The sequence below is a fragment of the Algoriphagus sp. 10J20-15 genome (assembly GCF_055809615.1).
The window spans coordinates 1-26,532 of sequence record NZ_JBVVUG010000034.1; the positions used below are offsets into that span (position 1 = coordinate 1).

Annotated in this window: 36 protein-coding genes; 26 read left to right on the top strand and 10 right to left on the bottom strand. The window is 40.4% G+C overall.

The window, feature by feature from the left end; genetic code table 11:
• The 10 genes from AC0L6R_RS13445 to AC0L6R_RS13490 form a co-directional block, all read left to right on the top strand.
• Positions 1-549: HNH endonuclease family protein (locus AC0L6R_RS13445; protein WP_473271645.1), on the top strand; the 549-nt coding region annotated here is incomplete at its 5' end.
• Positions 550-1,341, top strand: a complete 792-nt coding sequence (locus AC0L6R_RS13450; RefSeq protein ID WP_473271647.1) for a type I restriction endonuclease — start codon at positions 550-552, stop codon at positions 1,339-1,341. It abuts the gene before it with no gap.
• 170 nt (positions 1,342-1,511) lie between these two features.
• The gene (locus AC0L6R_RS13455; protein ID WP_473271648.1) at positions 1,512-1,733 is read left to right on the top strand and encodes a hypothetical protein; all 222 of its coding nucleotides are present in this window, start codon (positions 1,512-1,514) and stop codon (positions 1,731-1,733) included.
• Positions 1,724-2,014 carry a DEAD/DEAH box helicase family protein gene (locus tag AC0L6R_RS13460; protein WP_473271649.1) on the top strand — a complete coding sequence of 97 codons (291 nt, stop codon included), beginning with the start codon at positions 1,724-1,726 and terminating at the stop codon, positions 2,012-2,014. Before AC0L6R_RS13455 ends, AC0L6R_RS13460 begins: the two co-directional genes overlap by 10 nt.
• Entirely contained in the window at positions 1,920-2,462 is a 543-nt protein-coding gene (locus AC0L6R_RS13465; RefSeq protein WP_473271725.1) for a hypothetical protein, read from the top strand. The genes AC0L6R_RS13460 and AC0L6R_RS13465 overlap by 95 nt, the downstream gene beginning before the upstream one ends.
• Positions 2,440-2,643: a type I restriction enzyme subunit R domain-containing protein gene (locus tag AC0L6R_RS13470; protein ID WP_473271650.1), complete on the top strand. Its 204-nt coding sequence runs from the start codon at positions 2,440-2,442 to the stop codon at positions 2,641-2,643. Before AC0L6R_RS13465 ends, AC0L6R_RS13470 begins: the two co-directional genes overlap by 23 nt.
• A gap of 84 nt (positions 2,644-2,727) precedes the next feature.
• Positions 2,728-2,985, top strand: coding sequence for a type I restriction enzyme endonuclease domain-containing protein (locus AC0L6R_RS13475; protein ID WP_473271652.1), 258 nt, complete (start codon positions 2,728-2,730; stop codon positions 2,983-2,985).
• A complete protein-coding gene (locus AC0L6R_RS13480; RefSeq protein ID WP_473271653.1) occupies positions 2,951-3,760 on the top strand; it encodes a DUF3387 domain-containing protein in 810 nt (269 codons plus the stop codon). Before AC0L6R_RS13475 ends, AC0L6R_RS13480 begins: the two co-directional genes overlap by 35 nt.
• Before the next feature lie 62 nt (positions 3,761-3,822).
• On the top strand, positions 3,823-4,701 hold the full coding sequence (locus AC0L6R_RS13485; protein ID WP_473271654.1) for a hypothetical protein: 879 nt from the start codon (positions 3,823-3,825) through the stop codon (positions 4,699-4,701).
• Between the two features lie 82 nt (positions 4,702-4,783).
• Entirely contained in the window at positions 4,784-5,599 is an 816-nt protein-coding gene (locus tag AC0L6R_RS13490; RefSeq protein WP_473271656.1) for a hypothetical protein, read from the top strand.
• 4 nt (positions 5,600-5,603) lie between these two features.
• On the opposite strand, the gene AC0L6R_RS13495 is transcribed toward AC0L6R_RS13490, so the two are convergent.
• Genes AC0L6R_RS13495 through AC0L6R_RS13515 form a run of 5 tightly spaced genes read right to left on the bottom strand, consistent with a single transcriptional unit; the run spans position 5,604 to position 8,176 of the window.
• Positions 5,604-6,044: a type II CBASS E2 protein gene (locus AC0L6R_RS13495; RefSeq protein ID WP_473271657.1), complete on the bottom strand. Its 441-nt coding sequence runs from the start codon at positions 6,042-6,044 to the stop codon at positions 5,604-5,606.
• A complete protein-coding gene (locus AC0L6R_RS13500; RefSeq protein WP_473271659.1) occupies positions 6,016-7,182 on the bottom strand; it encodes an SMODS domain-containing nucleotidyltransferase in 1,167 nt (388 codons plus the stop codon). The genes AC0L6R_RS13495 and AC0L6R_RS13500 overlap by 29 nt, the downstream gene beginning before the upstream one ends.
• Positions 7,179-7,460 carry an SMODS-associated NUDIX domain-containing protein gene (locus AC0L6R_RS13505; RefSeq protein ID WP_473271661.1) on the bottom strand — a complete coding sequence of 94 codons (282 nt, stop codon included), beginning with the start codon at positions 7,458-7,460 and terminating at the stop codon, positions 7,179-7,181. The genes AC0L6R_RS13500 and AC0L6R_RS13505 overlap by 4 nt, the downstream gene beginning before the upstream one ends.
• A complete protein-coding gene (locus tag AC0L6R_RS13510; RefSeq protein WP_473271662.1) occupies positions 7,441-7,944 on the bottom strand; it encodes an SMODS-associated NUDIX domain-containing protein in 504 nt (167 codons plus the stop codon). Before AC0L6R_RS13510 ends, AC0L6R_RS13505 begins: the two co-directional genes overlap by 20 nt.
• A 4-nt stretch (positions 7,945-7,948) precedes the next feature.
• On the bottom strand, positions 7,949-8,176 hold the full coding sequence (locus tag AC0L6R_RS13515) for a DUF2188 domain-containing protein (protein WP_473271665.1): 228 nt from the start codon (positions 8,174-8,176) through the stop codon (positions 7,949-7,951).
• Between the two features lie 253 nt (positions 8,177-8,429).
• Between AC0L6R_RS13515 and AC0L6R_RS13520 the strand changes: the two genes are divergently transcribed.
• Together AC0L6R_RS13520 and AC0L6R_RS13525 are read left to right on the top strand one after the other, a co-directional pair.
• Entirely contained in the window at positions 8,430-9,485 is a 1,056-nt protein-coding gene (locus AC0L6R_RS13520) for a helix-turn-helix domain-containing protein (RefSeq protein WP_473271667.1), read from the top strand.
• A complete protein-coding gene (locus AC0L6R_RS13525; RefSeq protein WP_473271668.1) occupies positions 9,485-9,997 on the top strand; it encodes a PIN domain-containing protein in 513 nt (170 codons plus the stop codon). The genes AC0L6R_RS13520 and AC0L6R_RS13525 overlap by 1 nt, the downstream gene beginning before the upstream one ends.
• 4 nt (positions 9,998-10,001) lie before the next feature.
• On the opposite strand, the gene AC0L6R_RS13530 is transcribed toward AC0L6R_RS13525, so the two are convergent.
• Positions 10,002-10,241: a helix-turn-helix transcriptional regulator gene (locus tag AC0L6R_RS13530; RefSeq protein WP_473271670.1), complete on the bottom strand. Its 240-nt coding sequence runs from the start codon at positions 10,239-10,241 to the stop codon at positions 10,002-10,004.
• Between the two features lie 1,165 nt (positions 10,242-11,406).
• Between AC0L6R_RS13530 and AC0L6R_RS13535 the strand changes: the two genes are divergently transcribed.
• The 10 genes from AC0L6R_RS13535 (at position 11,407) to AC0L6R_RS13580 (ending at position 17,875) form a co-directional block, all read left to right on the top strand.
• On the top strand, positions 11,407-12,096 hold the full coding sequence (locus AC0L6R_RS13535; RefSeq protein WP_473271672.1) for a hypothetical protein: 690 nt from the start codon (positions 11,407-11,409) through the stop codon (positions 12,094-12,096).
• Positions 12,083-13,135, top strand: a complete 1,053-nt coding sequence (locus AC0L6R_RS13540) for a TlpA family protein disulfide reductase (protein WP_473271673.1) — start codon at positions 12,083-12,085, stop codon at positions 13,133-13,135. The genes AC0L6R_RS13535 and AC0L6R_RS13540 overlap by 14 nt, the downstream gene beginning before the upstream one ends.
• Complete coding sequence (locus tag AC0L6R_RS13545) at positions 13,132-13,530, top strand: carboxypeptidase-like regulatory domain-containing protein (RefSeq protein WP_473271674.1); 399 nt, start codon at positions 13,132-13,134, stop codon at positions 13,528-13,530. The genes AC0L6R_RS13540 and AC0L6R_RS13545 overlap by 4 nt, the downstream gene beginning before the upstream one ends.
• 42 nt (positions 13,531-13,572) lie before the next feature.
• Positions 13,573-14,022 carry a TonB-dependent receptor plug domain-containing protein gene (locus tag AC0L6R_RS13550; protein ID WP_473271722.1) on the top strand — a complete coding sequence of 150 codons (450 nt, stop codon included), beginning with the start codon at positions 13,573-13,575 and terminating at the stop codon, positions 14,020-14,022.
• Between the two features lie 14 nt (positions 14,023-14,036).
• Positions 14,037-14,618, top strand: coding sequence for a hypothetical protein (locus AC0L6R_RS13555; RefSeq protein ID WP_473271677.1), 582 nt, complete (start codon positions 14,037-14,039; stop codon positions 14,616-14,618).
• Entirely contained in the window at positions 14,591-14,896 is a 306-nt protein-coding gene (locus tag AC0L6R_RS13560) for a hypothetical protein (protein ID WP_473271679.1), read from the top strand. Before AC0L6R_RS13555 ends, AC0L6R_RS13560 begins: the two co-directional genes overlap by 28 nt.
• Positions 14,838-15,572 (top strand): TonB-dependent receptor domain-containing protein, encoded by a 735-nt coding sequence (locus AC0L6R_RS13565; protein ID WP_473271681.1) that lies wholly within the window; start codon positions 14,838-14,840, stop codon positions 15,570-15,572. The genes AC0L6R_RS13560 and AC0L6R_RS13565 overlap by 59 nt, the downstream gene beginning before the upstream one ends.
• A gap of 137 nt (positions 15,573-15,709) precedes the next feature.
• Positions 15,710-16,372 carry a hypothetical protein gene (locus tag AC0L6R_RS13570; RefSeq protein ID WP_473271683.1) on the top strand — a complete coding sequence of 221 codons (663 nt, stop codon included), beginning with the start codon at positions 15,710-15,712 and terminating at the stop codon, positions 16,370-16,372.
• 179 nt (positions 16,373-16,551) lie between these two features.
• Entirely contained in the window at positions 16,552-17,739 is a 1,188-nt protein-coding gene (locus tag AC0L6R_RS13575; RefSeq protein WP_473271684.1) for a RagB/SusD family nutrient uptake outer membrane protein, read from the top strand.
• On the top strand, positions 17,690-17,875 hold the full coding sequence (locus AC0L6R_RS13580) for a hypothetical protein (RefSeq protein ID WP_473271685.1): 186 nt from the start codon (positions 17,690-17,692) through the stop codon (positions 17,873-17,875). Before AC0L6R_RS13575 ends, AC0L6R_RS13580 begins: the two co-directional genes overlap by 50 nt.
• 59 nt (positions 17,876-17,934) lie before the next feature.
• On the opposite strand, the gene AC0L6R_RS13585 is transcribed toward AC0L6R_RS13580, so the two are convergent.
• Both AC0L6R_RS13585 and AC0L6R_RS13590 read right to left on the bottom strand, forming a co-directional pair.
• Positions 17,935-18,210 (bottom strand): hypothetical protein, encoded by a 276-nt coding sequence (locus AC0L6R_RS13585; protein ID WP_473271687.1) that lies wholly within the window; start codon positions 18,208-18,210, stop codon positions 17,935-17,937.
• Between the two features lie 1,372 nt (positions 18,211-19,582).
• Positions 19,583-19,972, bottom strand: a complete 390-nt coding sequence (locus AC0L6R_RS13590; RefSeq protein ID WP_283414451.1) for a MauE/DoxX family redox-associated membrane protein — start codon at positions 19,970-19,972, stop codon at positions 19,583-19,585.
• 808 nt (positions 19,973-20,780) lie between these two features.
• Here AC0L6R_RS13590 and AC0L6R_RS13595 point away from each other — a divergent pair.
• The 3 genes from AC0L6R_RS13595 to AC0L6R_RS13605 all read left to right on the top strand — a co-directional run bounded on the left by AC0L6R_RS13595 (position 20,781) and on the right by AC0L6R_RS13605 (position 23,207).
• Complete coding sequence (locus AC0L6R_RS13595) at positions 20,781-20,996, top strand: hypothetical protein (RefSeq protein WP_473271689.1); 216 nt, start codon at positions 20,781-20,783, stop codon at positions 20,994-20,996.
• Between the two features lie 407 nt (positions 20,997-21,403).
• On the top strand, positions 21,404-22,516 hold the full coding sequence (locus tag AC0L6R_RS13600; RefSeq protein WP_473271691.1) for a histidine kinase: 1,113 nt from the start codon (positions 21,404-21,406) through the stop codon (positions 22,514-22,516).
• Positions 22,482-23,207, top strand: coding sequence for a LytR/AlgR family response regulator transcription factor (locus tag AC0L6R_RS13605; protein WP_473271693.1), 726 nt, complete (start codon positions 22,482-22,484; stop codon positions 23,205-23,207). Before AC0L6R_RS13600 ends, AC0L6R_RS13605 begins: the two co-directional genes overlap by 35 nt.
• On the opposite strand, the gene AC0L6R_RS13610 is transcribed toward AC0L6R_RS13605, so the two are convergent.
• Positions 23,183-24,874: a thiopeptide-type bacteriocin biosynthesis protein gene (locus AC0L6R_RS13610; protein WP_473271696.1), complete on the bottom strand. Its 1,692-nt coding sequence runs from the start codon at positions 24,872-24,874 to the stop codon at positions 23,183-23,185. The genes AC0L6R_RS13605 and AC0L6R_RS13610 overlap by 25 nt on opposite strands.
• Before the next feature lie 620 nt (positions 24,875-25,494).
• Positions 25,495-25,773 carry a lantibiotic dehydratase gene (locus tag AC0L6R_RS13615; RefSeq protein ID WP_473271698.1) on the bottom strand — a complete coding sequence of 93 codons (279 nt, stop codon included), beginning with the start codon at positions 25,771-25,773 and terminating at the stop codon, positions 25,495-25,497.
• Positions 25,774-26,142: 369 nt separating this feature from the next.
• On the opposite strand from AC0L6R_RS13615, the gene AC0L6R_RS13620 reads away from it, so the two are divergent.
• Entirely contained in the window at positions 26,143-26,337 is a 195-nt protein-coding gene (locus tag AC0L6R_RS13620) for a hypothetical protein (RefSeq protein ID WP_473271701.1), read from the top strand.
• The last annotated feature ends 195 nt before the right edge of the window (positions 26,338-26,532 follow it).

Sequence of the window (26,532 nt, forward strand, 5' to 3'; positions counted from 1 at the left end):
GCACCTCTTTTTTCAAAGTTCATTAATTATCCATCAGTAAATGCAATTAAAGATGATACTTATAACACTTGCATATCTATATTTAATGGCGAAGGAATGAAATATCGATATGTTTTAAATAAAGATTTATTCAGGTCTGAAATTAGAAAACATTCTTCCTCAAGGTTGTCTAGATCTCTTTTACTTTTGCATGCATATTTGAATCCAAATCAAAAAAATATGATTCCATATACTTTTGATATTGAACATATTTTTCCAAAAAAATGGCAAGACACTAATTATAATGGCTGGAATATTTCAGATGCTTTACAATACTTAGATCGTTTTGGTAATAAGATAGTGTTTGAGAAAAAGCTTAATATTCAAGCTGGAAATGGGTATTTTGGTAATAAGAAAAACAAGTACTCTCAAAGCAAAATAGCAACAATTTTAGACTTAAGTAATTTTCAATTTAATGACTGGGTTAAAAAAGATATTGAGGAGAGAGAGGAACAATTCATTGATGATATTTTAGCTTTTTTTGAAGAATATATCCCACAAGAGGTATAAATGAAATTCACCGAATCCCAACTTGAACAAGCCTTTATTGCTCTTTTAGGAGATCAGGGTTATCCCTATGTGCCGGGTGAGGAGATTAATAGGGCCAAGGAAGAGGTTCTGATACGGGAGGATCTGCAAGGCTATTTGCTGGAGCGCTATGCCGCGCAGAAAATCACTCCGGTGGAGATCTTTTCCATTATTAGGGAATTGGAGAAGTTGCCCGCTTCGGATCTCTATGAGACGAATAAGACGATCATGAATTGGGTGCGGGATGGCTTTCTGCTGAAGCGTGAGAATCACAAAAACAAGGATATTTTTATCTCTTTGATCCATTACGAGGAACCGGAAAAGAACCGCTTTAAGTTCGTGAATCAATTGGAGATACAGGGTTTTGAGAAGCGGATTCCCGATGGCATTCTTTACATCAATGGTTTGCCTTTGGTCGTTTTTGAGTTTAAGTCTTCTATCCGAGAAACCGCCTCTTTGTTCTCTGCTTACGATCAGCTGACGAATCGATACCGACGGGATGTTCCGGATTTATTTAAGTACAATGCCTTTTGCGTGATCTCCGATGGGGTGAATACCAAGGCAGGAAGTTTTTTTGCGCCCTATGAGTTCTTCTATGTCTGGCGGAAAATCGAAGGCTTGGATCAGGAAATCGATCCAGCTACTGGCAAGTCCACCAAGGTGCATGGCATCGACGCCATGTACACACTGATCCGTGGGATGCTGGATAAGCACCGACTCACGGATATCATCCATAATTTTATTTACCTGCCTGATAGCTCCAAAGAGAGATGAAAAGATCGTCTGCCGCTATCCGCAGTACTATGCAGCGACCAAGCTATTTGATAATATATTAATTCATCGAAAAAAAGAAGAAGGGGACTTGTCCGCCGCAAGCTTGAGCGAAGGCGGATGGAAAGGGCGGAACTTACTTTGGAGCGACAGGTTGCGGCAAGAGCTTTACCATGCTCTTTTTGACCCGCTTGCTGATGAAGTCTGTGGACTTTGCCAGTCCGACCATCGTGTTGATCACTGACCGTACCGATCTGGAATGGCCAGTCGAGCGGACAAAAGCCCAGGCTCAACGCCAAAGGCCTTTTGTCGGAGACAATGTAGTCAAGTCCGTGACCAGTCGGGATGATCTACGAAATGAGTTGAAAGGAAGAAATAGCGGGGAGTGTTCTTGACCACGATTCATAAGTTTAATGAGGACACCCAATTGCTCACGGATCGAAGCAATGTGATTTGTATTTCCGATGAGGCACATCGCAGCCAAACCAATCTGGATCAGAAGGTTCGGATTACTGAGCAGGGTGTGAAGAAGAGTTTTGGCTTTGCGAAGCATCTCCATGATTCCCTGCCGAATGCCACCTTTGTGGGTTTCACGGGAACGCCGTATCGATGCCACCATGGATGTGTTTGGGGAGATTGTGGATACCTACACCATGACCGAATCGGTGATGGATGATATTACGGTGCGGATTCGTCTGATGAAGGTAGAGCAGCCAAGGTCTCTGCCGGAAAACAGCACAAGCTTCAGGAGATCGAGCATTACTATTCGAGTGTTGCGGGATTCAGGAGGAAATGAATACCAGATTGACGAGAGCAAGCGGCAAATGGCGCAGATGGGGACGATTTTGGGAGATCCCGGAAGAATCAAAGCCATTGCGTATGACTTTGTTCGTCATTATGAAACCAGAATAGAAGAAGGAAGTACATTGCTGGGAAAGGCGATGTTTGTCTGTAGCAGTCGAGAAATTGCTTATCTGCTTTATCAGGAAATTTTGGCTTTGCGGCCAGCCTGGGAGAAATCCTTCACGCCGCGGAAGGGAGTTGTGCTCAGTGAAAAAGACAAGAAAGGAGATCCTTCCCATGGCCAGAGTCAATATGGTCATGACAAGGGGAAAAGACGATAAGAAGGATCTTTACGAGTTGCTCGGAAATCAGGACTATCGAAAGGAATTGGACCGACAGTTTAAGAATGCCAAGAGTAATTTTAAGATTGCCATCGTGGTGGATATGTGGCTGACAGGATTTGATGTGCCTTTTTTGGATACCATATACATAGACAAGCCCGTGCAGCTGAGCATAGTTTGATTCAGACGATTTCCAGAGTGAACCGGAAGTTTGAAGGAAAGTCAAAAGGCTTAGTGGTCAGAGTACATTGGCATCAAGAAGCAGATGAATCTGGCTTTGAAGCAGTATTCCACCGTGGATAGCCAGAACTTTGAAGACATTGAGCAGTCTATAATTGTGGTTAAAGATCAGTTGGATCTGCTGGAAGCCATCTTCCATAAGTTTGATTACAGAGCATATTTTGACGGCACGCCTCTTCAGCAATTACATACCCTGAATCAAGCCGCGGAATTTTGTGCAGCTAACCCAGCAATTGGAGCGACGCTTTATGAATCTGGTGAAGCGGATGAAAGCTGCCTATGATATTTGCTCGGGATCTGCCGCCTTTACCAATGAAGTTAGAGACAAGATTCATTTTTTTATTGCGGTGCGTTCCATTGTGTTCAAGTTGACCAAGGGAGAAAGCCCCGATACCGATCAGATGAATGTAAAAGTTCGTGAGATGATCCAGGAAGCGATTCAGAGCGAAGGGGTAGAGGAGATCTTCAAACTTGGGGAAGAGGGGCAAAGCGAAGTGGATATTTTTGAGGCTGATTACTTGGCTAAGATCGATAAGATCAAGCTTCCGCATACCAAGATCAAGTTGTTACAGAAATTACTTGCCAAGGCAATTGACGAATTCAAAAAAGTCAATAAGATCAAGGGAATAGATTTCTCCAAACAGATTCAAACGCTGGTGGACAAATACAATGAACGTAAGGAATCCGATGTATTGCAAAGCGAAGTGTTGGAAGACTTCACCAATGAGATCATAGACCTGTATTATGCCATGAAAAAGGAGAAAGAATCCTTTGCTGAGATGGGGATTGATTTCGAGGAGAAGGCTTTCTATGATATTCTGAAAGCCTTGGCCAAAAAGTATGATTTTGTCTATCCCGAAGACAAGTTGATCCATCTGGCTCAGCTAGTCAAAGATGCGGTAGATGACAAAGCCAAATACACTGATTGGAGCAAGCGGGATGATATCAAGGCAGAATTGAAAGTGGATTTGATTATTTTGCTCGCAGAGAATGATTATCCGCCAGTGGATCGGGATGAAGTGTACAAGGAAATTTTTGAGCAGGCGGAGAATTTTTAAAAGGTATAGTAGGTAATTGGCATTCTGACAACTTAGAAAAATAGAAGATTAAAAAAATTGCGATGTATAATTTACTGGTTTCAGGGGAAGAGAATGCATGGGAAGGGAAGATGTATAGTTTGACTAAAGAAAGATGTGTAAGTGCTAATGATTACACCCCACTTGCTATTTCTGAAAGGCTTGGGAAGTTTACATTAGCTTCTATAGAGGAGCTGATGACATTTCCCTGCATTTTTGCCTATGAAGGTTTCCATGAACCTCCAAAATTTGGATGGTTAACGAGTATACGGGAAAAATCGAATACCATTGTAATGGAATTTCGTAAAGAAGAGGTTAGTCCTTGGATTACAGTAGAGCAGTTTCGAGAATTAGCCCCGATTCTTGACATATTTGGCTTTGAATCTTTTAGAACCCATTGGGCAGTAAAAGATGTAGAAATTTTTGAAGAATTAAGCTCACATGGAATCGTATTACCAAGAGCTTACTCAATAAAGAAATCAATTTTAAACAATCCGGCTAAAATTGATTTCGATGTGGCCTTTTCTTTTCCTGGTGAATCCCGTCTATTCGTAGAAGAGGTGTTGAAAGAATTAAAGCGATTGTTGCCGAGATCTCCTATATTTTATGATAAAGATTTTCAAGCTTTTCTAGCACGTCCTCAACTAGATATTTATCTTGGAAATATTCACAAGAATAAATCTAAGTTATTGGCTGTATTTTTATCTAAGGATTACCAGAATAAATTATGGTGTGGATTAGAATGGAGAGTAATCAGAGAAGTGATTTTTAAAAGAGAGCACGAGAAAATAATTTTTATAAAAATGGATGATGGTGAAGTCGAAGGGGTATTATCAACCGATGGCTTTATTGATGCGAGGATATTTACTCCTGAAGAAGTTGCTTATTTTATTTATCAAAGAGTAAACTACTTTGATTTATAGATTTTTATAAATTAATGAGTTATCTAAATATATTTTTTATTCAATTGTTCAGAATTGATTAGTTAACTAAATAATTTAAGTTATGGAAATTGAAAAAATGGGTTCCCTTCATGGAAATAAAATAATTTGGCGCTATATGTCATTCGAGAAATTTTTAGATCTCTTATTAAATAGGTCGATTTATTTCGCAAATGCCGGGAAAATGGAAGATAGGTTTGAAATGGAAATACCTATAAAATCATTAAATGAAAGAAAGGAGCACTATTTGCAAAATGGCCAGGATTTAATTAAAACTAAATCGACTATTGAGAAGGAAATTTTAATAGCTAAGAGGTTTAAGGAAAATACTTATGTCAGCTGTTGGTCCTTGCATAAAGCAGAGTCATATGCACTTTGGAAAATTTATTTAGGAGGATCAATTAATGGAGTTGCTATAAAAAGCACAGTATCAAAATTGATTAACTGCCTTGAGAAAATAGATTCAAATGTTAAATTAAGCTCCAAGATTAACTCAGGGATTTTTGAAAATTATAATCCACTCTTAGAAATTGATAGACTGAAAATTGGAGAGGTCTCTTATAAAAATCATATTGCGCTTGCAGATTTTGAAAAAAGTAAATTGGCAATTACTAAAAAGGAGTTTTACGAGTATGAGAAAGAAGTTCGAGTTTTTGGTACGTCAAATAATCAGTATTTGGTAAATGCACCTGAAGAATATAATTTAGCTCTTCATAATGGTTTTCATGTAGGTATTGATATTGATGATCTGATTGACAATATTGTTATCTCTCCCTATTCACCACCATGGTTTAAGAAAAACTTAAGAGTTCTGATTAAAAGATTAAATAAAAGATTAATTGATAAGATGGTTGATTCAGAGATAATGCTAAATAGCTGATATATTAGTGTTTAATTTCTCTTCCAAGCCAAACTCCATATTTTTTCCACTGTTCGTAAAATATAACCCATTCTGTTATCCACGGTATCATCTTAACAAGCGGAATTTTCTGTAGCAAAGGTTGATCTATTCTTGGATGATACAAGCATAGCGACATGTCTGAATACAAATGAATGTCTCGATGATATTTTATGTCTTGGTCTGTAATATAAATCCGGTCATACCGAAAGCGGTTGAAAGGGGAGTATGACAGAATTACTGAGATTTTTTTCTGATCTACTTTCACTTCACCAGAACCAATTAGTCGTTTGTTTTTAGAGTCCAGCATCAGTTTTAACCAGTGGAAATTTTGCTCAACCAATAGCTTTTGACAGGACAGGAAGAAATACCAATTTATTTGGTTGTCATTTTCGAGGTTATTCTCCAAAACTGTGATGTGGTTCATTTTTGATGCCTGTTGAAGTGTTTATAAAACCTTTAGTATCAGTTAGTGCGTTTCCAGACGTAATTAATGCGCTGGATTGTACTAAAACGTCTTTTGTGGATTTTGTGAACTTTATCATCTGTTCATTTAGAGTCTTTTTGTAAATACCTTCACCGAAAAGTTGGATATATTCCTTATGACTTGTTTCAAAGGAGTTTATGAGGCTTTGCCATTTTTGATATAAATCAGTTATGAACTCATAAAAACTAAAGTAGTGGGCAGGTGTCCATGAATCTGTGAATTCTTCTTCGGGATCAACTGGATTGAATACTTTAAATCTATGACCACTATTTATTGACTGCATATAACTGCTTTTGATTCGGTGCAGAATTTTATCCAGAGCTTCAAATATGGATTCTTCTCCTTCATAAAAATGTGCAGCTAATGTGGTTAGGACAATGCTCGATATTTTAAGATCTTTATCTTCGAAATAAATGTCTCTGTATCTTTTTAGAAGTTGTACAGCTCTTTGAAGTGGAGTTTTCAAGTAAAGTTCTGCTGGGAGGGTTTCAGTTTCTACTTGAGCCTTTAGTAGGACATGCGAATATTCCTGTAGTAAGGATTTTTTAGCTTTTGCAGCTATACCCAAAAACCAGATTGCATATCCTTTTGGATTCCCGGATGACCAACTTTTCAATGCTTTTTCAGGGATTTTGATCCGTTCACGTTGGAAATGATCAGGCATACATGCAGGCAGTATGTCCATATGAAAGTCTCCTTTATAATTCAGCCTTACGCACCTTTTCTTCTTTTCCATGATAGATTTATAATAACTATCATTTTCAAGAGAACTAACTAATGCATTGTATATTTCCTCAGGGGTATGACGATAATAAGGATCATAAATGTGAAGTATGATATCTAAATCAAAATCCTCATCATTAATTGGTTTTACGGTGGTTCCAATTCTTTTTGAGCCTTGGGCATAAACTTCGATGATTAGATCTGCGAAAAAATCATTGTCCTTTTCAAGTAATTCAGAAACAGCCTTGTAGGCAGTTTCCATCCTATCTGATCTTGTTTTGTCTAACTGAAGTTCTTGAGCTATTCTGGCTAGCTCTTCTCGTTGAAGAACGTAATCTTTGAAAATATCTATCATTTCTTTAAGTCTTTGTTAATAAGTAATTGTGCGTGCTTTCCTATTCTGGCGATCTGCCTTCCTTTTTCCATAAATCGAAGCTGCTCTATATCATCACAGGTCACAATAGCATATCCCGAACTTAGGTTCGTTCCTTTTTCAGCAAGTTCTAAAAGACATTTTTTCTGTTTCTCATTGGGTAAAAGTTCAAATACGTCATAAACTAAAATTTCATAACACCCAAAGAAATCACTCCATTGCAGATCAGTAGAATACCTTCTAATCGAGCTGTTGCCCAAAGTGCGAAAAGGTTTCTTTATCCAAAATATTGGTATCAAGTAATTCCTCTTTAAATTCTCTTTTAGGTTCAATTTCTCTTGATTTTTGACTTTCATACCAATTGAGAACTTCGATAGCATATTTGCCTTTCACCATAAACCTTAAATCGGTATTACTTAACTCATCTACATCAAGCCCATTTTTAGAATTGTCAGGTTTATATCCCCAACTATTAAAAAGGCTATCATCCCCAAATCGCTTATATACTCCACCGACTGGTTGAAGCTGGTTTTCTATTCTTCTGTTTAGAACTAGTAAATACTTATTGGAATTCGGGATTTGAATTTTGTAAAGTCCACTCAAGGAGAATCTTATGTTTTGATCCTTATATTTCCAAAATTTCGTTTTTGCGTAAAGGCATAGGTGATTTCTATTTTCCCATACTACAGAAGCTCCTTTTGTAAGAACAGGTTTTATCAATGCAGTGATTAAAGAGGCTGTCATAATATTACCCCTTCGGTGGAAATGGATCGTTTCCAAATGAATCCCGTTCCTGAATCCGTCCATTTTTACCATGGATCAATAGCTCGGATTGTTGATTCTGTGCGATTCCTCGTGCTTTTTGAATTGCCTCACTTTGAGTTGTAGTCACTATGGTAGCACGGCTATTACCCGCTCCTTTGACAGCCCAGCCTTCTGGATGTCTTACTACATGTTGATTTTTACCTTTAGACATAATTTCTATAATTTAGTTTGATTGACAAATTATCAATTATAACTCCAATTCGTTCAATCTAGGTTTCATTAACTTGAAAAATTGCATAAATTATTAATAATCAGTATTATTTCTGTCAATATGTCTGAAATATGATGCGTTGATTTCAGTGACCGTTTGTCACTTCTAGTTGTCAACTGTATAATTTTGTGCAATTTTGTAAACTACTGTATTACATTTGCGTTTACTTTTACGAACCCTCTTTTACACTAGTATGAATTATTTTGCGGAACGCCTTAAGTCAGCACGCTTGATGAATGGACTTTCATTGCAAGGCTTGGCTGACAAAATTGATAACCGTGTCACCAAACAATCCCTAAGCAAATACGAGCAAGGACAGGTGGTGCCGGATAGCACTATGATCGGGATCTTGTCGGATGCACTGCAGGTAAGACCCGATTACTTCTATACTTCCACTGCTGTGGAGTTTGGAGAGATAGAGTTCCGCAAGCTTCAGGACTACCCGGCCAAAGAGCGGGTTCGGATAGTGGAGATTGCCAAAGATGAGTTACGGAGATATCTGGAACTGGAAGAAATCCTGGGAATAGAAACTGCCTTTCATAATCCCCTCGCAGAGATGACTATTAGTTCTCAAGAAGATATTGAGCATGCGGCAGAAAAGCTAAGAGATGAATGGAAGCTCGGTAGGGGAGCTGTAGCCAATGTGATAGAGCTGTTGGAAGATCACCAAATTAAGGTGCTGGAACTGGAATCCTCAGAAGAATTTGATGGTTTTGCTACCTGGGTGAATGAGAAGCGTATTCCGCTGATCGTACTAAATAAAGCAAAATTCAAAGAGAAGCTGGATCGGAAGCGTTTTACTGCTTTCCATGAGTTGGCTCATTTGCTTTTGAATGTCAATCATCTTCCCGAAAAACAGAAGGAAAAGTATTGCCATGCCTTTGCTACTGCGATGCTTATCCCTCAGGATACTTTAAAGAAAGAGCTTGGTGGAAAAAGAAGTAAGCTTTCCATTCATGAATTGACTGCTATGAAACAGCAGTATGGAATATCCATGCAAGCGCTGGTGTATCGGTCGAAAGATTTACAGTTGATCTCTGATAATTACTTCAGGCAGTTTTATGCGAGTTTTAATGAATTGGGCTATCGAAAAACTGAGCCAGTGGCCTATGAAGGGGCGGAGCATTCCAACCGCTTTTCCCAACTGCTCTTCCGGGCGCTTGCTGAGAACTTCATCTCAGTAAGTAAGGCAGCCTCTCTGAAGAATCAGAAACTGGCACAGTTCAGAAAGGAAAATCTTGTTTTCTGATGAAAGTAGCAGTCACGGATGCTTGTATTTTTATTGATCTGATTGAACTGGATTTGGTGGCGGCATTTTTTAAGCTGAATATTCAGATGCATACCACGGTGGATGTGGTGAATGAGCTTTTCCCTGAGCAAAAGCAGATTTTAAAGGCCTATGAATCTGGGAAGTTATTGACTATACACAATTTGATAGATGATGATTTCGCAAAAATGGCTAAAATTCCTTTTCCAAGAGGGCTTTCTCAGGAGGATAAGACTGTGATCTATTTGGCTATGGGGCTTGAGAATACTATTGTTTTAAGCAGTGATAAATTGGTAAGGGGTTTTGCTTCCAAGCAATCTTTGGAATGTCATGGATTGATTTGGATTTTTGATCAACTGGTTAGCTCAGAAATCATCTCGAAGAAAACCGCCGTCACCATGCTAAAATACCTACTTTCTCTTAATCAGATGTATAACGGAATTGTAGTCAAGAAAGACCTTGATAATAGAATCCGGAAATGGAGTGTAGAGTAAGGTTTTAAATTGCTTCGGGTTCAGTAGGTTTGTTTTTTGGTTTATTAGAAACCAAAAGAGTCCTCACATCTACTTCCAAATAATCAGCTATTTCGAAAAGTCGTTCAATCGAGGGCTGAGAATCATTTGTAACCCATCGAGAAACAGTCGTGTCCTTAACACTTAATTTTTTAGCTAAATCAATATTTTTCTTTCCTTCTTCAGCCAAGACGGCCTTAATTCTATTAAAAATCTCTCTTTTCATTTGAAAACTGCCAAGTTTCCCAAATATAAGTAAAGGAAAACTTACAGTATTCAGTATTTTAGTTTCATAAAAAAGGTATAAAATATATTTTAAAGTAAAAATATTATCGTTTTATGAAATCTTTTTATATTTTTGACTAAGTCATTGAAAAAGAGTATTGATTTTCAATGTGAAAATTTGGAGAGAATCCTCAAATGCAATTACACTTTATAGTCTCGTCTAAGAAAACTGCCAACTTTCAACATAGACAGTAGAAGTGAAGTGAAAATGCTCACGCTGCGACGTGAGCTCACTTTTGCTAAATTTTGTGGAAGCCTTTTCTTTCAAGGACGATTGAGTCATTCCTGTTATAGCATGTCTCAAAATCACTTAGTAATAACCCAAGTATCATGGAACAGACCTTGATTTTTTCTGGATTAAAATGCTTACCGGGATCAATATTCTGGAGGAAGGATCTGTCTGCACATTTTTACATTGGGTCATATTGCTTTACTTATTACATCCTTCCAGTGGAACTGGGCATCGCTGCGGTGGATCGCCTGTATCCTCTGAAGCCTAAGAATCCGATTTAAGGATCAGGGCACTTTTTCTCTCTGATTGCTTCCGATTGGGCTTTGTATGTTCGGCGGGACTATCCGTACAGATCAGAGAGTTCTCGATACCGATTTTTCGGGAGACGTTACACGATGATGGAGATCATCTGCTCAAGCAGGTCAACAGCTCCATTACTTCAGTTTATTTCTTATTCATTAATGCTGGTTGCCCGGTCGGAGCAAGGTGGGAGAATTATGTCTTGTATTGGGTACAAAGTATCGAGTACAAAGTACAAAGTATTTGGAGGGTAGAAGTAGAAATTAAGGGCCAGGAGACAAGAAGCTAGAGCCAAGAGTCAAGAAGTTAGAGTTGAGAGATTTCTCAGCCGGAACTCCTTCAAAATGACCTGAAGGTCGGTTGTTAGGATTTCAGATTTCTGACTTAAGCTTTCTGACTTTTCACTTCTGCGACTGCTTCACTGCTCTCTGCCCCCTGACTGCTGTTGACCCTGGTCTATGGACTATGGACTCACTTCCGTCTTCGGTCTTCGGTCCCTCTTCACCGGACATCGGTCACCGGACACCTTTCTACCGTCTTCGGTCTCCCGTCTTCCAGCTTAAAATCCAAAAGCATGAAAATAACACTACTCATCTGCTTAATGGGACTGCTATGTCTTCCCATAAGCACACTAAAAGCACAAAGTAAAGTTGCGGAGTCACCCCCAGGTACAGATTTGGTTTATCAGCCTGGCCTGTCTGCCGGAGATCGAATTGCAGATTTTTCTGTAAGCGATCAAAAGGTAGGTATCCCAGGGCAGGAGGGCGCAAGCTCTTCTGCCCGCACGGAAGGAATGTTTTATATAGAGATACCTGCATCCAGTTCACCTGATACCCTGAAGCTGACCTATTGGGAAGAGCTGCTTAGTGAATCGCCTTCGGTTTCCCCAGGGAAAGCCATTCCCTTGGTAGCTGAGAAGGGTACCTTCTTTGAAGGAAGTGGGAATAGGAAGGTTTTTACCTTTTCCCAGCCTCAATCGATGGATCAAGGATTCTTTTCCCTGTCAAATGGACAAGTGAATCTGATTAAACACTGGAGTTTTAATACTTCCGATAGGGTAAGAATCCGTTTTGATCAAGGTGCTGGCTTGACTCTTTTTGGAGGTCCACAAGCAGATTTCTACCGTACGCAATATTTGCTGGATCAGGCCATTGCCGAAGCCAAGTTTAATTCCTCTCCCTTGCTTATTGCAGGTAGGAGTGAAGGGCTATTTGACAATACCAGTTCAGGGGAACGCTATAGAGAAAGCTATGCAGCGGCCTGATGACCTGTATGTGAAGCTAAAGGTGCTTGTGCCTGCTGAAACAGGTTGGGAACACCTCAAGGAATACTTACTTGTTCCTTTAGCTCAGCATCCGGCATGGATTGTTTTGCAGGGGTATAAGGAGCGCCTATCTCCTGCAGAATATCAAAGTTTGGAAGCCCGAGTGAAGGGAGCAGTATTGCTGGAAGGGGTGGCTCGAGCTGAGTTTGCCAGCGAGCAGCTTAAGGAAGCTCCTGAAAAGGCTACTGAATTTTTGGATTGGGCGCATGGCTTAGGTCTGGAAGGGCTTGTCCAGTCACATCCCCAGCTGATCGAAGCAGTGGTTGGTCTGGCAGTAATTGAAGCTGGGATTTCTGAGACAAGTTTTTTGGGGGTATTGGATAAGTATCCTTCCCAGCTGAAGGACAAGCTGATCGGTCATTACATGCTAAGCAATTTCAATCGCTTAGGAGATAACCTGACTGAGACGCTGGATAAGAGTATTTCTATAGTTCAGACACCATGGATAAGAGAGGAGTTGGAAGCACTAAGGGAGGTTCAGCTAGGTGGGTTTCTATCTGGAGGGCTTTACAATGAGCAAGGTGAATCGGTAGATCTAACCAATTATACAGGTAAAACCCTGTTGATCCATTACTGGATTTCCGGATGCAAATTCTGCATAGATGACTATGAGAGGGTTTTGACTCCACTGGAAGTATTACTGGAAGAGGGTTCTGCGGATTCCGATGCTTTAAGTACTTCTGATGTCATCTTGGTGACTATCAATGCCGATTCCGAGGAGGAAACCTGGCGCAATAGCGTGAATACAGGTAGATACACCTCTGATCAGTTTTTAAACCTAAAAGCTGAAAAAGACAGTGAGGTGCTCTCCCGATACGGCATTATTGCATTCCCCCAGAAAATGATCATTGGGCCGGATTCAAAAGTACGCATGCAGACTCTTCACAGCATGGAGCCCCATAAGCTTTACAGCATCCTTGATAGTATACAAACCCAAATACCACATCAGTACACCACTTCATTTAACACACGGCCATGAAACATTTTATTATGACTTTGTTGGCTCTGGCCCTTTTCATGGGAATAGGTCAGGCCAAGCAACAAACAACCGTCAAGCTCACAGGTTTCGTAACAGATGCAGATGGGCTGTCTTTGCCCGGTTCACTAATTTATTTAAAGGATACGCAGTATCGTACCATTTCTGATGAAGAGGGGAGATTCGAGCTATCGGCTCCCGAAGGAGCTTACACCTTGCTCATTTCCTACATAGGCATGAAATCCCTGGAAAATGGCAATTACCCTGCCTTTGAAGGAGGCGTTGGCTTTAATCCTACAGCCTTCAGAGATGGAACTCAGCACGGTGGAAATTGTGTCCACGGGATATCAATCCTTGCCAAAAGAACGTGCAACGGGATCCTTTTCCTTTTTGGATAGCCAGTTGGTTCAGCGCAGGGTCAGTACCTCGGTTTTGAATCGATTGGAGGATGTGACCCCGCTGCCTTATCTTCAGACAGAGGTAGCCAGGCTACCAATGAACCCATCACTATCAGAGGGCGAAGTACCCTATTTTCCAATACCTCTCCGCTCATCATCGTGGATAATTTCCCCTATGACGGGCCATTGGAAAACATCAATCCAAATGATGTGGCCTCCATTACGGTGCTCAAAGATGCGGCGGCAGCCTCCATTTGGGGAGCTAGGGCAGGTAATGGAGTGATTGTCATTACAACGGTAAAAGGAGCAAAAGGTCAGCCGCTGAAAGTGAGTTTCAATACCAATGTCACCGTGACCGAGCCCCAGGATCTCTTTTATTCTCCTCGATGTCTATCCCTGATTTTATTGGGATTGAAGAGCAGTTGTTTGCAAACAACTTCTACAGAAGCCTGGAAAGAAATGCAAATAAGCCTAAGCTCTCTCCGGCCATAGAAACCCTGATCGCAATGCGGGATGGGCTTATAACAGAGGAGCAGGCAGATCAACAGCTACAGTTGTATAGGCAATCGGATATCAGAAATGATGTGAATGATTATTACCTGCAATCAGGGATCAACCAGCAGTATTCACTTTCCCTAGCTGGAGGAAGTGATACGCATGCATACCGCGTTTCCTTGGGTTACGATCAGATCCGCCCGGGTATTATCGGTAACGAGAGCAACAGATGGACCTTGGCTATGGGAGATCAATGGCAAACACGTTCGAATAAGCTTCAGATTGGGATTTCACTTAATTTATCGAGCCAAAATTCCTTTACGGGGACACAGGTTCCTGCTGGGTATGCCTATGATAGGCTTGCTGATGAGCAGGGCAACCCTCTGCCTATTGCCAGCCTCTACAGTACCCGATTCATCAATTCAGTCAGTGAAAAGGGGTTATTGGACTGGAATTATGTTCCCTTGAATGAAATTGGTCAGTTGGACAATCGTAGCCAGGCGTACGATATTCGGGTAAGCCCTTCCATTCAGTACTCCATCAGTCCTGATGTTGAAAGTCAGGGGTGTTCTACCAATACTGGAAAAATATAAACAGGTCACGTGACAGAGATCCACTTGCGCTTTTTTCTATCCGGGATTTAATCAATAAATACACCCAGGTAGCAGAGGATGGAAGTTACACCTATCCGGTGCCGGTAGGTGATGTGTTGAATGTAAGTGAATCTGACACCTATAGCCATACTTTCCGTCCCCAACTAACCTACAACAAGGACTTGCAGGGCAAACATTTTCTCAATGCTATAGGGGAGTATGGAGATCCGGGATCTTCAAGGATTGAATTGGTCAACCCGTTATTATGGGTATCGTGACGATATGGGAATCAGCACGCCGGTGGATATGCTTACCAGATTTCCCTTACTCTATAATCCTGGGCAGCAGGCAGCGATTCCTTCAGAGGATTCCCATGGAGGGAAAGTGGACCGGTTTATTTCCTATTATGCCAATGTGGGTTACGATCTGAACCATCGTTACTTTCTGACGCTTAGCGCCAGGAAGGATCAGGCTAATATTTTTGGTGTAGAGTCTAACATGAGAGGCGTACCGCTGTGGTCAATAGGGGGAAGCTGGATTATTTCGGATGAGAAATTTGCTAGTATTCCCAACATGCCTTTTATAAAATTAAGGGCGACGTATGGGGTTAGTGGAAATGTCGATAAGAGCCTTTCTTCAGACGTTACCGCTAGGTATGTAACTTTTCTACCCTGGGATATTCATCCGCAGTTAACCGCAGGAGGAATAGTGAACCCTCCCAATCCTGCTTTGAGATGGGAAAAGATTCAGACTACCAATCTGGCGTTGGATGTGGAAACCCAAAATGGTTTTCTGGCAGGTTCGCTAGAATACTACATCAAAGATTCCCGCGATCTGATAGGGGATAATTCGGTCGCCGCAGCTACCGGAAACACAAGCTTTACCGGCAATTTTGCTGAAAGCTACATCAGCGGAGCGGCACCTCACCTTGGCAGTCAGATGGTTCAGAAATGATTTTCACTGGACTACCAATTTATTCTACAGTGGGGTAAGAGAAAAAGTGACGGACTTTGAAAGACTTCCCACAGTCAGTAATCTATTTAGTATGGCACATACCAGTATGCCTTATCCCTATGCAGGTCGTCCGTTGTATGGATATTTACAGTTACCAATGGGCAGGATTGGATCCTGATACGGGTGATCCCAGAGGTTTCGTGGACGGGGAGCCGAGTAGCGATTACTTGACGATCTCCCGTGAAGCAACAATAGAGAACCTTCAGTACCATGGACCTGCCAGGCCAACAAGTTTTGGCGCATTTAGGAATGATTTTGCATATAAAGGTTTCGCTTTATCGGTCAATATATCCTATCGCTTTGGATACTACTACAAAAGGGAGTCTATTAATTATTACACCCTTTTGCGTGGAACCATCGGGCATGGGGATTACGATAAGAGATGGCAACAACCTGGAGATGAAGAATGGACGCAGGTGCCTTCACTGCCCGCCACGGCAGATTCAAGAAGAAATAACTTCTACATGAATTCCGGTGCATTGGTGGAAAAGGGAGATCATATCAGACTCAATGATGTTCGTTTTTCCTATACACTAAGCAAAGCAAGAATGCAGAGACTTCCTTTTAATTCGGCTGAGTTCTATAGCTATGCAAGTAATCTGGGAATTCTCTGGCAAGCTTCAGACGATGCCCTAGACCCGGACTTCCAATCTTCCCGTCCCTTGAGATCATTTGCACTGGGGGCAAGGTTTGACTTCTACGTCAATTTAAGGGTAAAAGGAAACGCCTTTTCTTCATAAAGTGAGTGGATATGACTCCATGGTTTCCCGGCTGTTAGAAAACGGCCACCCCTTTTATCTGTTTTGTTACAAACTAAAATCAAAACCTATTGAAAACGAGCAGAAGTTATACCTCTAATGCAATGTTGGTTAGCCTAAATGCGAGGTTTCAGGTGGTCTTCAAATAAAATCATAAACACATGAAAAAGTATTTTATAAAATTTCTCTTCTGTGCCAGTATTCTTTTCTGTTATTCCTGTCAGGACTACCTGGAGGAAAAGCCGGAGAAATCCATATTGGTACCATCTACTGTGGAAGATGTCCGCGCTCTATTAGATTCCTATAACTTTCTGAATGCCAATACACTGATATCCTTTATTCTTTCGGATGATTGGGTGACTACTTCCCAAAATTGGGAGACGTTTAATCCTTGGGAACAGAATGCCTATCTGTGGAAGAATTCAATCTTTGAACCCAATGAGCGCTCCGTGGACTACATGAATCTTCATGGTCAGGTATTTTATGGCAATGTGAGCTTGGATATTCTTGGGGAAATTGATAATCCTTCAGATCCGGAGTTCAATATCCTGATCGGGGAAGCATTGGCTTTGAGGGCCAGAGCTTTGTTCGAGTTGGCGCAACTGTTTTTACCTGCACCCAATGCTCCTTTGGCCGAAGAAACCCGCATTCCTGTCAATTTAAAATCAGATATCAATGCTACCCTTGAAATGTTGAATGTATATCAGGTACTTGAGCTGGCAAAAGCAGATTTGAACGAGGCAGTTGCGAGATTACCTGAAAATGCGCAATACAAAACAAGGGCCGACAAGTCCGTGGCAAAGTCCTTTCTGTCCAGAATTTACCTTTATGAAGGTGATTGGCAGGAGGCGTTTAATTCTGCGGCTTATGTTGTGGAGAATAAGGGGGAGTTAATGGACTACAGTGCCTTAGATAAATCTTCTCCTTATCCTTTCAGCCTGTTTAATGCGGAAACTTTATACTATACCATAACCAGTAGTTTCCCGGTGACTGCAAGTGCTGCCACCTACATTAATCCTGAATTATACAGCATGTATGAGGAGAATGATTTAAGAAAATCTTTGTTTTTCACCCTTGATCCAGACGGATTGCCATTATTTAAAGGGTCCTATACCGGTGATTTTAACTTGTTTACTGGGGTTAGTATGGCAGAAGCGTACTTGCTGGCAGCCGAATCTGCCATTCGGCAAGGGGAAGTTGAAATAGGTTTAACTTATTTAAATGAGCTGGGAGTTCATAGATATTCTGATTTTGAGGAATGGATAGCCCAAAGTCCAGAGCCAGGCATTGGAACTCGTTATGCAGGAGCGAAGAAAAGAGCTGGTGTTCAGAGGCCTCAGATGGTATGATATGAAACGGCTAAGTGAACTTGGTGCTGAATCAGGACATTCGCGAGAGATTAATGGGGAAGTGTATCAGTTATCCAACACTGATGATTATACCTTGGAGCTTCCGCCGTATGAAATCGAATTGGGAAAAAGGTAGATAAAAAAGAGCTTGGAACCACTGGTTCCAAGCTCTTGATCCTCCTAGTTTAGATTTTACTATTTCGTAATTGGAGTTAACCCGTTGTTCTGGAATTTACGGTTGGTATTTGGATCCACTGGCTCGCCATCGATCTCATCATAAAGACATCCCGGGGTTGAATCCATTACACAATTGTAAGTTGCTGGTCCAGGAGGTTGGTTGACTAGGTACCAATTTGTACCGTCAAATCCATAGACATCCGTTTGGACTTCCTTTGGGCCAGTGAATGCAAAAGCTGCAAAAGCTGCCAGAACAAAGGCAAATAGTGGTAATCTTTTAATTAGAGTTTTCATCATTATGTCCTGTTTTTTAACAGATCAAAAACAGGGAAACCGTTTTCGGTTGTTTGCCTACTCTGAAATGGGTTTTCGGCATCTCCCTTTGGGAGGCTCATTGGGTTTAGCCAGTCTCTTACCCCAGGCTATTAAGAGAAATGAGTCTCTTTATTATTCCTAACCATTGAGGTCTTCAAGACCTCGATGGTTTTATTCCTAAAGATTCCAGAAATACTTATTTCATTTAATTATTTTTTCGGGGTGGGGTATTCAGCAGCCCTGCCCTTTTCTTAACCTTTGAGGTTTTCCAAACCTCGAAGGTTTTACTTGTCAGTCACTTGCGTATAATATATTTATTAGTTAGTTTAGAATTAGAAACTAGTTGCGTTCACTCAATTGATTGTAGAAGATGGAATCTAACCGTCTCTTATAATCCATTTTTTACAGCCTACGCTTTTCCAAATCTTGGCTGTGGGGCGGTAGTCCAATACCGCCCCTTTCTTAACCTTTGAGGTTTTCCAAACGTCGAAGGTTTTTATCTTTTTATTCTCCACTCTGGTCTGTGTCTCCACAGACCACTATTTTGCTGCTTGGGATTTGTAATCCCGGTCTCAAACCGTCGGATTTACAATCCGGCATTTATTGTAATTATTTTAAGAGAACGTAGATTAAATAATTTCTCGTCTCCATCTTGCTGGCAATAGGCTTTCGTCTCTGAATCACGATCTTGGGCCAGCGCTTTTCAACCTTATTATCCTTATACGCAGGGATAAAACCCTAGGCTATCCATAGTGCATACCTACGGCATGCTTCCAAATCTCTTCTAGCGCAAGTCTACCGACTGCCTCCAACTTCAGCATTCATCATTCATCATTTGATATTCAACATTCGAAATTACCGACATCCAAAATTCGACATCCCACAACGTTACGTTTCCGTCTTTTGCCTGTCCGTTGTCCTGCTTCTCCAGAAGCTGGATGTGTCGGATATTTCGTTCCCATTCCTCGGCACAAACATTCCTGTCCTATTATGATCTAGGGACTGCCTGTCCCGATGAGCAGAGCGATATCGGGAAGGGAAATGGCCTTTATTCTTTTTTTACCATGGGTTTCACCCATGCCTGTCCGCCGTGGCGGAGCTATTAATGGTTTCACCCCTTCAGGGTGATACTCACACTTCTCTACTTTTATATATTTTAAATTCTTCGCTCCAGCACCCAACTCCATTCTCCCCTCCGCGATAACTATCGGGAAGGGGTCGGGGGTCACTGCTAAGCCCAAGTCCAGCACATTAATTTTAAATTTTAAATTCCTTTCATTTTAAATTCTTTACAACCACCACCTGTCCGCCGTAGCAGAAACAACCAACAACCAACACCGGTCAACGGACATCAATCTTCCAATCGAATACCGGCAGTGGCCACTCCAATCAACCCCAGATTCATCCAGAAGTGCTCCGCCCATCCCAGACTCTCTAAGATTCCCGCACAATTACACGGCACTCTAGGGAAAGCTCCTACCCAAATCAGTCCCACATAAGTAATAAATACCGTTAGCAGCAATATGCTTCCTAAGTATCCCCACCATCTAGTGACTTTAAAGAGCAGGAGCAGGGCAAGCAGCAACTCAGTTATTGGTATTGCATAAGCCAGAATCTCCGCCAGCTCGGCCGGAAAGGTCTGGTTAAGGAATGCCTTTCTGCTTGCTTCAAAGCGAAAGATTTTATCAAAGCCTGTATAGGTCCATAGGAGAATTAGAAGTGTTGAAATTATTTTGTGCATTTTCTATTTTGTTAAATAATATTTCCAATCTGAAATTGTACCGCTCCCTTTCCATGTGGAGAGGGTTGAGGTGAGGTAACTAACTTACTCTCCTCAAGGAAGAGAGCCTGTCCCGATAAACGAAGCGATATCGGGAGCTGGGTGAGGTAGTCCAGAGTTTGGTACTGAAGATTCTGTTCATATTCATCCCATCATAGCTACCACTGACAAACTCCCTCTCCTCCAGGAGAGGGTTGGGGTGAGGTAGTCCATAGTTGAATTAGAAGTGTGCTTACGGTACTGTTCATAATTTTATATCATATTTACCTCCGACTAATTTCCTCTCTTAAAGGGAAGGGCGTTGTTTTAAAGCCCATTCATTGCCAATAATTTCTTACTATATTCAAAAGCTTTTGTGAGTTTTTTCTGGATTCTGGGACGAATAGCAAATATTCGTAGGGGTCGGGACGAAAAATGCCACTACTGGAATGGATATCAACTACTCATTCACTGTATGTAATAAGTACTATGATGTTTATCAATAGTGTAAAAAAACAAATTGAGTTTTGTAAAACCGTTTTTAAATAAAATCCGAACTCTCTTACTTATGGATTGATCCCAAAGAAAGTTTGGTTTTTTACATATTAGATTCAGTTATAAGGTATCTGTTTAGATATTTAGAAATAAAAAACTGACTAGAACTTGTTTCATAAAAAATTATTTCTAATTTAGTTTCATTAAGGCCTTTTTTAGTTATCCTGGGAGTGCTTAGGTGGGCATTGGCAATGATAATTTGCCCTGTCTTAGACATCTATTTGCTGAACATTTAATGGTACTTGCTGAAAGAAGAATCATCTATGCTCAGGATATCATGATTTTGACCGGAAGGAGTAGGTCGTACGCTTATTATTGTATGAAGCGAGTGAGGGAGCATTACGGAAAATCAAAGCATCAACTGATAACTTTTCAGGAATTTGCTGGCTTTCATGGTATCCCCGTCGACGATCTGGGATTTTCTCTGATCTACAAAACCAAAACAAATTAAAACGGATTCCATCTCAGATGAAATCCGCTTGATTTGGGGTTTTCCCACCGGATTGACGATCCGGTAAATGCATAGAATGCTGAAGTAAAATAGACATGTTTTTAAACCAGGCTATTCGCAATAAGCCTGTACCGATTGCTGTTACAAAACTCTTAGAAAATTAAATTCTCGTAATTGTGGTGATGCATTCTCGAATAATGCTCCCAGTTATACGATTTTTCTGACTACCTCTTGATGAAGGTCTGTTTACTTGAGTGTGTCCTGCCCGCAGGTTCAGCAGACTCATTTCTTGTTTATTTATCATAAGTTGAAATTTTATGAAATCGAACATTTCACCTTTTGTCTCATTTTGTGATGATTACTAGTCATGCGGGATTCCATGTGGATTGTTTAAATTTTATTAACACATGAAAAGTATACTTACCCCGCCTCAGATTCAGTTCTCAGGGACAAACCCTAGTATAAAGTGGGTCAATGATAAAATGAAGCCTTTTATAGCAAGGCCAATCTTAATTCTTATCATTCCATGGGTGGTATATCCTCTCCTGATTCTAGCCTCAACCTATTATTTTAAGTTAGATTCTAGTGGGATTCCCTTCGCTTTGATCACTACTTTGATAGGCTTTTGTTGTTCATGCATTTATTTCTTTTGGCTATTCCCTTCTGTTTTTTATTCAAAAAGACCCCTTATAGTCATTGCTCTTTCTTTGGTTACAATTTCCTTTTTATCTGTACTTAAATACTTTTTATTTCTACTCGTCGGAATTGAGCCACATCCACCTTTAGATTTTGCAGCCTATGAGTTTATGAGACAATGGGTATTCATAGCTATTACATTCACTTTTTGGGGATTCTATGCGCTTATTAAAGCCCTTCAGGAAAAACGGAAAACTGACGCCAGTTTTGATAGACTGAGAATTGTTCATAATAAAGCCCAACTCAGTCCACATTTTACGCTCAACCTGATAGGAGATATTTCCGCCAAATCATTGAAATACTCGCCAGAACTCTTTGAGGATCTAAATCACTTCATCACTATACTCCGCTATGCATACATTGATACGGAAAAATTCAATTCCCTGTCTTCTGAAGTCGAGGCTATACTCTCGTATTTACATGGTCAAAAATTGAGATTTCAGGGCGCTATCATTATTCGGGATAAAATCGATAGGGATTTGCTTCATTATGAAGAGCTATATATGCCAAAGTTACTTTTGATCACCCTGCTCGAAAATGTATTTAAACATGGCGTTTTTCAGGATCCTAAATACCCGGTATTAATAGAAGCAAAGATGATTTATTGTAAAAACAGCATTCCAATTCTTCATTTTTCTACGCAAAATAAATTCAACGAGGGGTTAAAACTGGCTAAAAGTGAATTCGGTATAGAAACAGTCAGAAACTTGCTGGATTACTTTTTTGAAAATGCTACCCTGACCACGAATGTAACGCAAGACACCTATTCTCTTAACCTAACTCTACCATATGAAAAACCCAATCAAACTTGGCCTAATCGATGATGAATCTCTGGCACTGGATAGGCTCAAATATTTCATTTCAGGAATACCTGGGTACCAAGTGGAATTTGCGGAAACTAACCCTTTGGATGGACTGCGTTTAGCCAGCCAAAAAATATGCGATATCTTGATAACTGATATCCAGATGGAAAATCTCAATGGTTTGCTAATTTCAGAGCAAATGGAAGAATTGGGTGTTCCCGTGATTATCTGTTCCGCGCATGAAGAGTTTGCACTACCAAGTATCAATTTATCTGTGGCTGGTTATCTAGTTAAGCCTGTCAATGCCTGGGGCTTGAATAAGCTTCTGGAAAAGGTCTCCAAAAAACTGAATATACAAAAGGAAGCAACTCTGGAAAAGTCGAAAGATTATTTTCTGGTGGAGGACTATGCAAGTTTTGGTTATACTAAAGTTGCTTTTTCCAGCCTTTACCATGTTGAGCAGAAACAAAACTATTCGCTCTTTCACGCTCCTCCCCATATTTACAAACAGCGCTCCACCTTGCAGTCTGTAGAAATTATGCTTCCTGAATGGACTTTTGTGAGAGTCCAAAAATCCTTTCTCATAAATATTACCAAACTTCAGAAAATATTGCATAAGGAGATTATCCTTGATAACGGAATGATTGTCCCTTTGGGAGATTCTTATAAAGACCAACTTCTAAATACTTATAAACTATACAATCGACCATAAATTAATCTCCCTAGGCTTTTGTACAAGCTATAGATTACTTTACGTTCATACGCATTTGTATCTCTTGGAAACATTCGATTACAGCACATATGAAGATGGTTTGGGATAAGGCGCATCAATACTTCATCTTGTTCTGTTGCGATTTTTGAGAACTCCGGTAAGAAAGTCTCAATAGGGTAAGTAGTCTCATATTCAGTAGTAGAATAATCAGCTTTGCTTAATTTCTTTCGGTCTGTTACTGGAATTTCCTTAACTAACCTTCGGAAATAGTGAAAAAACATTTCTATTCTGCCTGTCATTTCAATGAGTTGAATGTAAGACTGACTTATGCAATAGTGACGTTTTATTGCATCCCATGTTAGCATTGGAGAAACTCTCTGTTTTTCATTGCCAAGAAGTATCAACTCGGATTCAAGGTGAAATATGGATTCAGAGGTTACAATACCTTTATGGGGTAGTTTATATTTTTCATACTCAGGATAGTATGGTGCTGAGTCTACTGTAATGACCCATCCAGTTTCCATCAATCTTTGCTTTAACTCGGCAGTTATCGCTTGTTTTTGTGCTTCTTCAGTAGGAAGTAGGCGAAGCCTGATTTCTGGTTTAGGGGAGTTGTAACACAAAAAATACCATTTCTGTAGCAGAGAATTTTCCTTAATACTTTTAAGTATGGATGGTAAAGGCTTGAGCAATAACGGCAGTAAACCTTCTTCCTTTATCCCAATGCGCAAATAAATCCAGCTTTCATCAATGCTGACGATCCGATTCAAAGAATCGATTTTCTCAATAATGCGATCTTTACCTTTCCAAGAATAAATAAACTGTGGGAAGAGGGGTTGTCCGGATTTGTTTTTAAGAGGCGACCGCTCTTTCCAAGGGCATTCAAATACAGTGAGCTCTTCCAACTTATTAAGTTCTTCCCATAGTATTTCCAGTTCAGGAGGATATTCCCAGTCAAGAATTAGTTCTCTGTCTAAGTATCCTACTAGCAAAGGGCAAGGTATTTTGGACGCAGCAAGAAATTGAAAGAGTTTACGTTTGTCAGAATAGTTTTTTGAGTGCAGGATCCACTTCCTTCCCTGAAGAATAACTCCCTTCCAAGTCAGCCTAGGTATATAGGAGGTTTGCTGAAAAGAAGTATTGTGGTATGGAATAAACCTCTGCTGATCCTGATTCCCGATTTCCCAGAATAACCTGGAAAGCGTGTGGGAGATTTGATTGGGATTCAGCGGGTGCTGTACAACTGGTAAAACTTCCTTGTTGAGTTTTTGGCTATAGAGCACCAAGCGATCCCGTCTAAATCCTATGAGCAGATCTTCAACCCCCAACTGGTTTTCTTGGAGCCCATTTCCAAAGGGGTATATGCTATACCTAAAGGCATTTTCATGTCTGGAAATGCGGTTTGATTTTGAGGTTTCGAACATAATTATGTCGGCATATAGGGCTTCTTCAGACAAGCTTTCAACGTTGTCTACAACCAAATTTTTAATCTCTGGATCAATGCTAAAACGTCCTGAATAAGCAAAAGGGCGGTTGCAGACAATGTTTTCTATATAAAGTTCAGTTTCTCCCAGTAGTTTGAAGGCTATTTGGAGGTGGTGGAGATCTGTGCTTTTCAGTTCAAAACAATTGCTTAGGTCAAATTCTTCAACATTACCCCATAACATAGAAAGTATATCCTCAGAGCGATAGTCATCCCTTTCTTTTGCTATACTTTCATTTACTGGATTGCAGAAGAAATCTTGTCTGTGAGCTAGAAGGCCAATAGGTACAAAACGGTCATCGAAGGTATACCTAAACCAGGACTTTGAAATTCCTTAAGAAATCACTTTCTACAGGAACAAAAAGATTTCCGATCTCGGAAATGAGTTTTTCCAATTTTTCTTGGATTCCCCGGTATACTTTAATTTCTGAAACTATTCTTATGTCCATTCCCTCGCTTTCATGAGGTGATCCCAATTCAGGGAAACTTTCTGGAATAAGAAATCCTGATTCTAGCACCATTTTCCAGATGTTTGCTATCTGATTTTTGTTTTTAGACTTGAAAAACTGTTCAAAGGTAGGTCCATCGAGTTTTTCTGATTGTTCAAAATAGGCCAGAAGAATCAGGATAAGTGGGTTTTTATCGAGATAGCTAATCCTCCAGCCCTCCTCCTGAATACAGTAACTCCAGAATTGTCACCTGGTGCAGCATACACCTTTAACCCAGGAGCGACTTTGTATTTACTAGGGGGCAGAGATTGTACCCTTGGTTTCTCAAAATATAGATTTTCTATTTTTCTGTAGGCTAGGGAGCCGACAGTATTGCTGTCTCCCCACATGACCCGATGCCTACTCCAGCCCATAACCCAAAGGGGGTGGAGCGGTATCTGCCCCTCAATAGGTACTTATGAATTTTGGTTTGGGTGGAGTAACAAAGCGAATCGAACTCCTTCTTTTGTATTTCCTGAAATAGGGAATCTGAAGACAGACGTATAGCTTCTTTGATCCAGTCCCAGTTTTTACGAATTTCTAACATGTCTTTAGGGTCGAAATCCACTAAGTGCATTCTGTATAAAAAATCCATGGCTTTTTGCCATCCTAATTCTTAAAAACTGGAAGGAAAGTCTGAATTCAGGGACATACTCTTTTCTGGTAGGGAGCATTGACGTAATCAAAGCTTTTTGTGCCTTTGATTTCTGTTACATAGAGTAAGTTCAAGTAGGAGATATTTGACAGTCATCTCATGATTTATTACTGATTTTAATTCATTTATTAGTTCATAGAATCCAATATTTCACAAAGAATCCACAGAATCCACAGAATCCATACACTATTGGGATTTGAAAAACTAGCAGGTAAGATTTGGGAACTTAAGTTATCGTCACAGGCGGAATTGAGGAAAGTATCAAACAGAGAAATGGACTTCTTCAACCGCTATAAACATCGTCAAATCATGCCAAAGAAAAGATGCATAGTTTATCCTAAAGATGTACAGAAAATCACGGGAAGAAGCGAGCGCTACGGACAGTTATTGCTTCAGAAAATCAGGGTTTTCCATAATAAGAAACCTCATCAATTTGTCACTATACAGGAATTTTCAGATTTCTCCGGAATACCACCTGGCGATATCAGCGACTATCTGTACTAGAAAGCAGCCTAAATAATGATATGACTTAGGCCTGCCCATGCCGCAGTAAATTCCCAGTATCTAATCAGTCGGGGTTCCTCCCAGTCTCCTTCATATTTTGTTTCTCCTATTTCCCTTTGGACTGAGAGTACAGTGGGTGTAGCGTAAACGAAGAGGGGTGATACATGCAAAGTGGGAATTGCTGCGAATTCACTT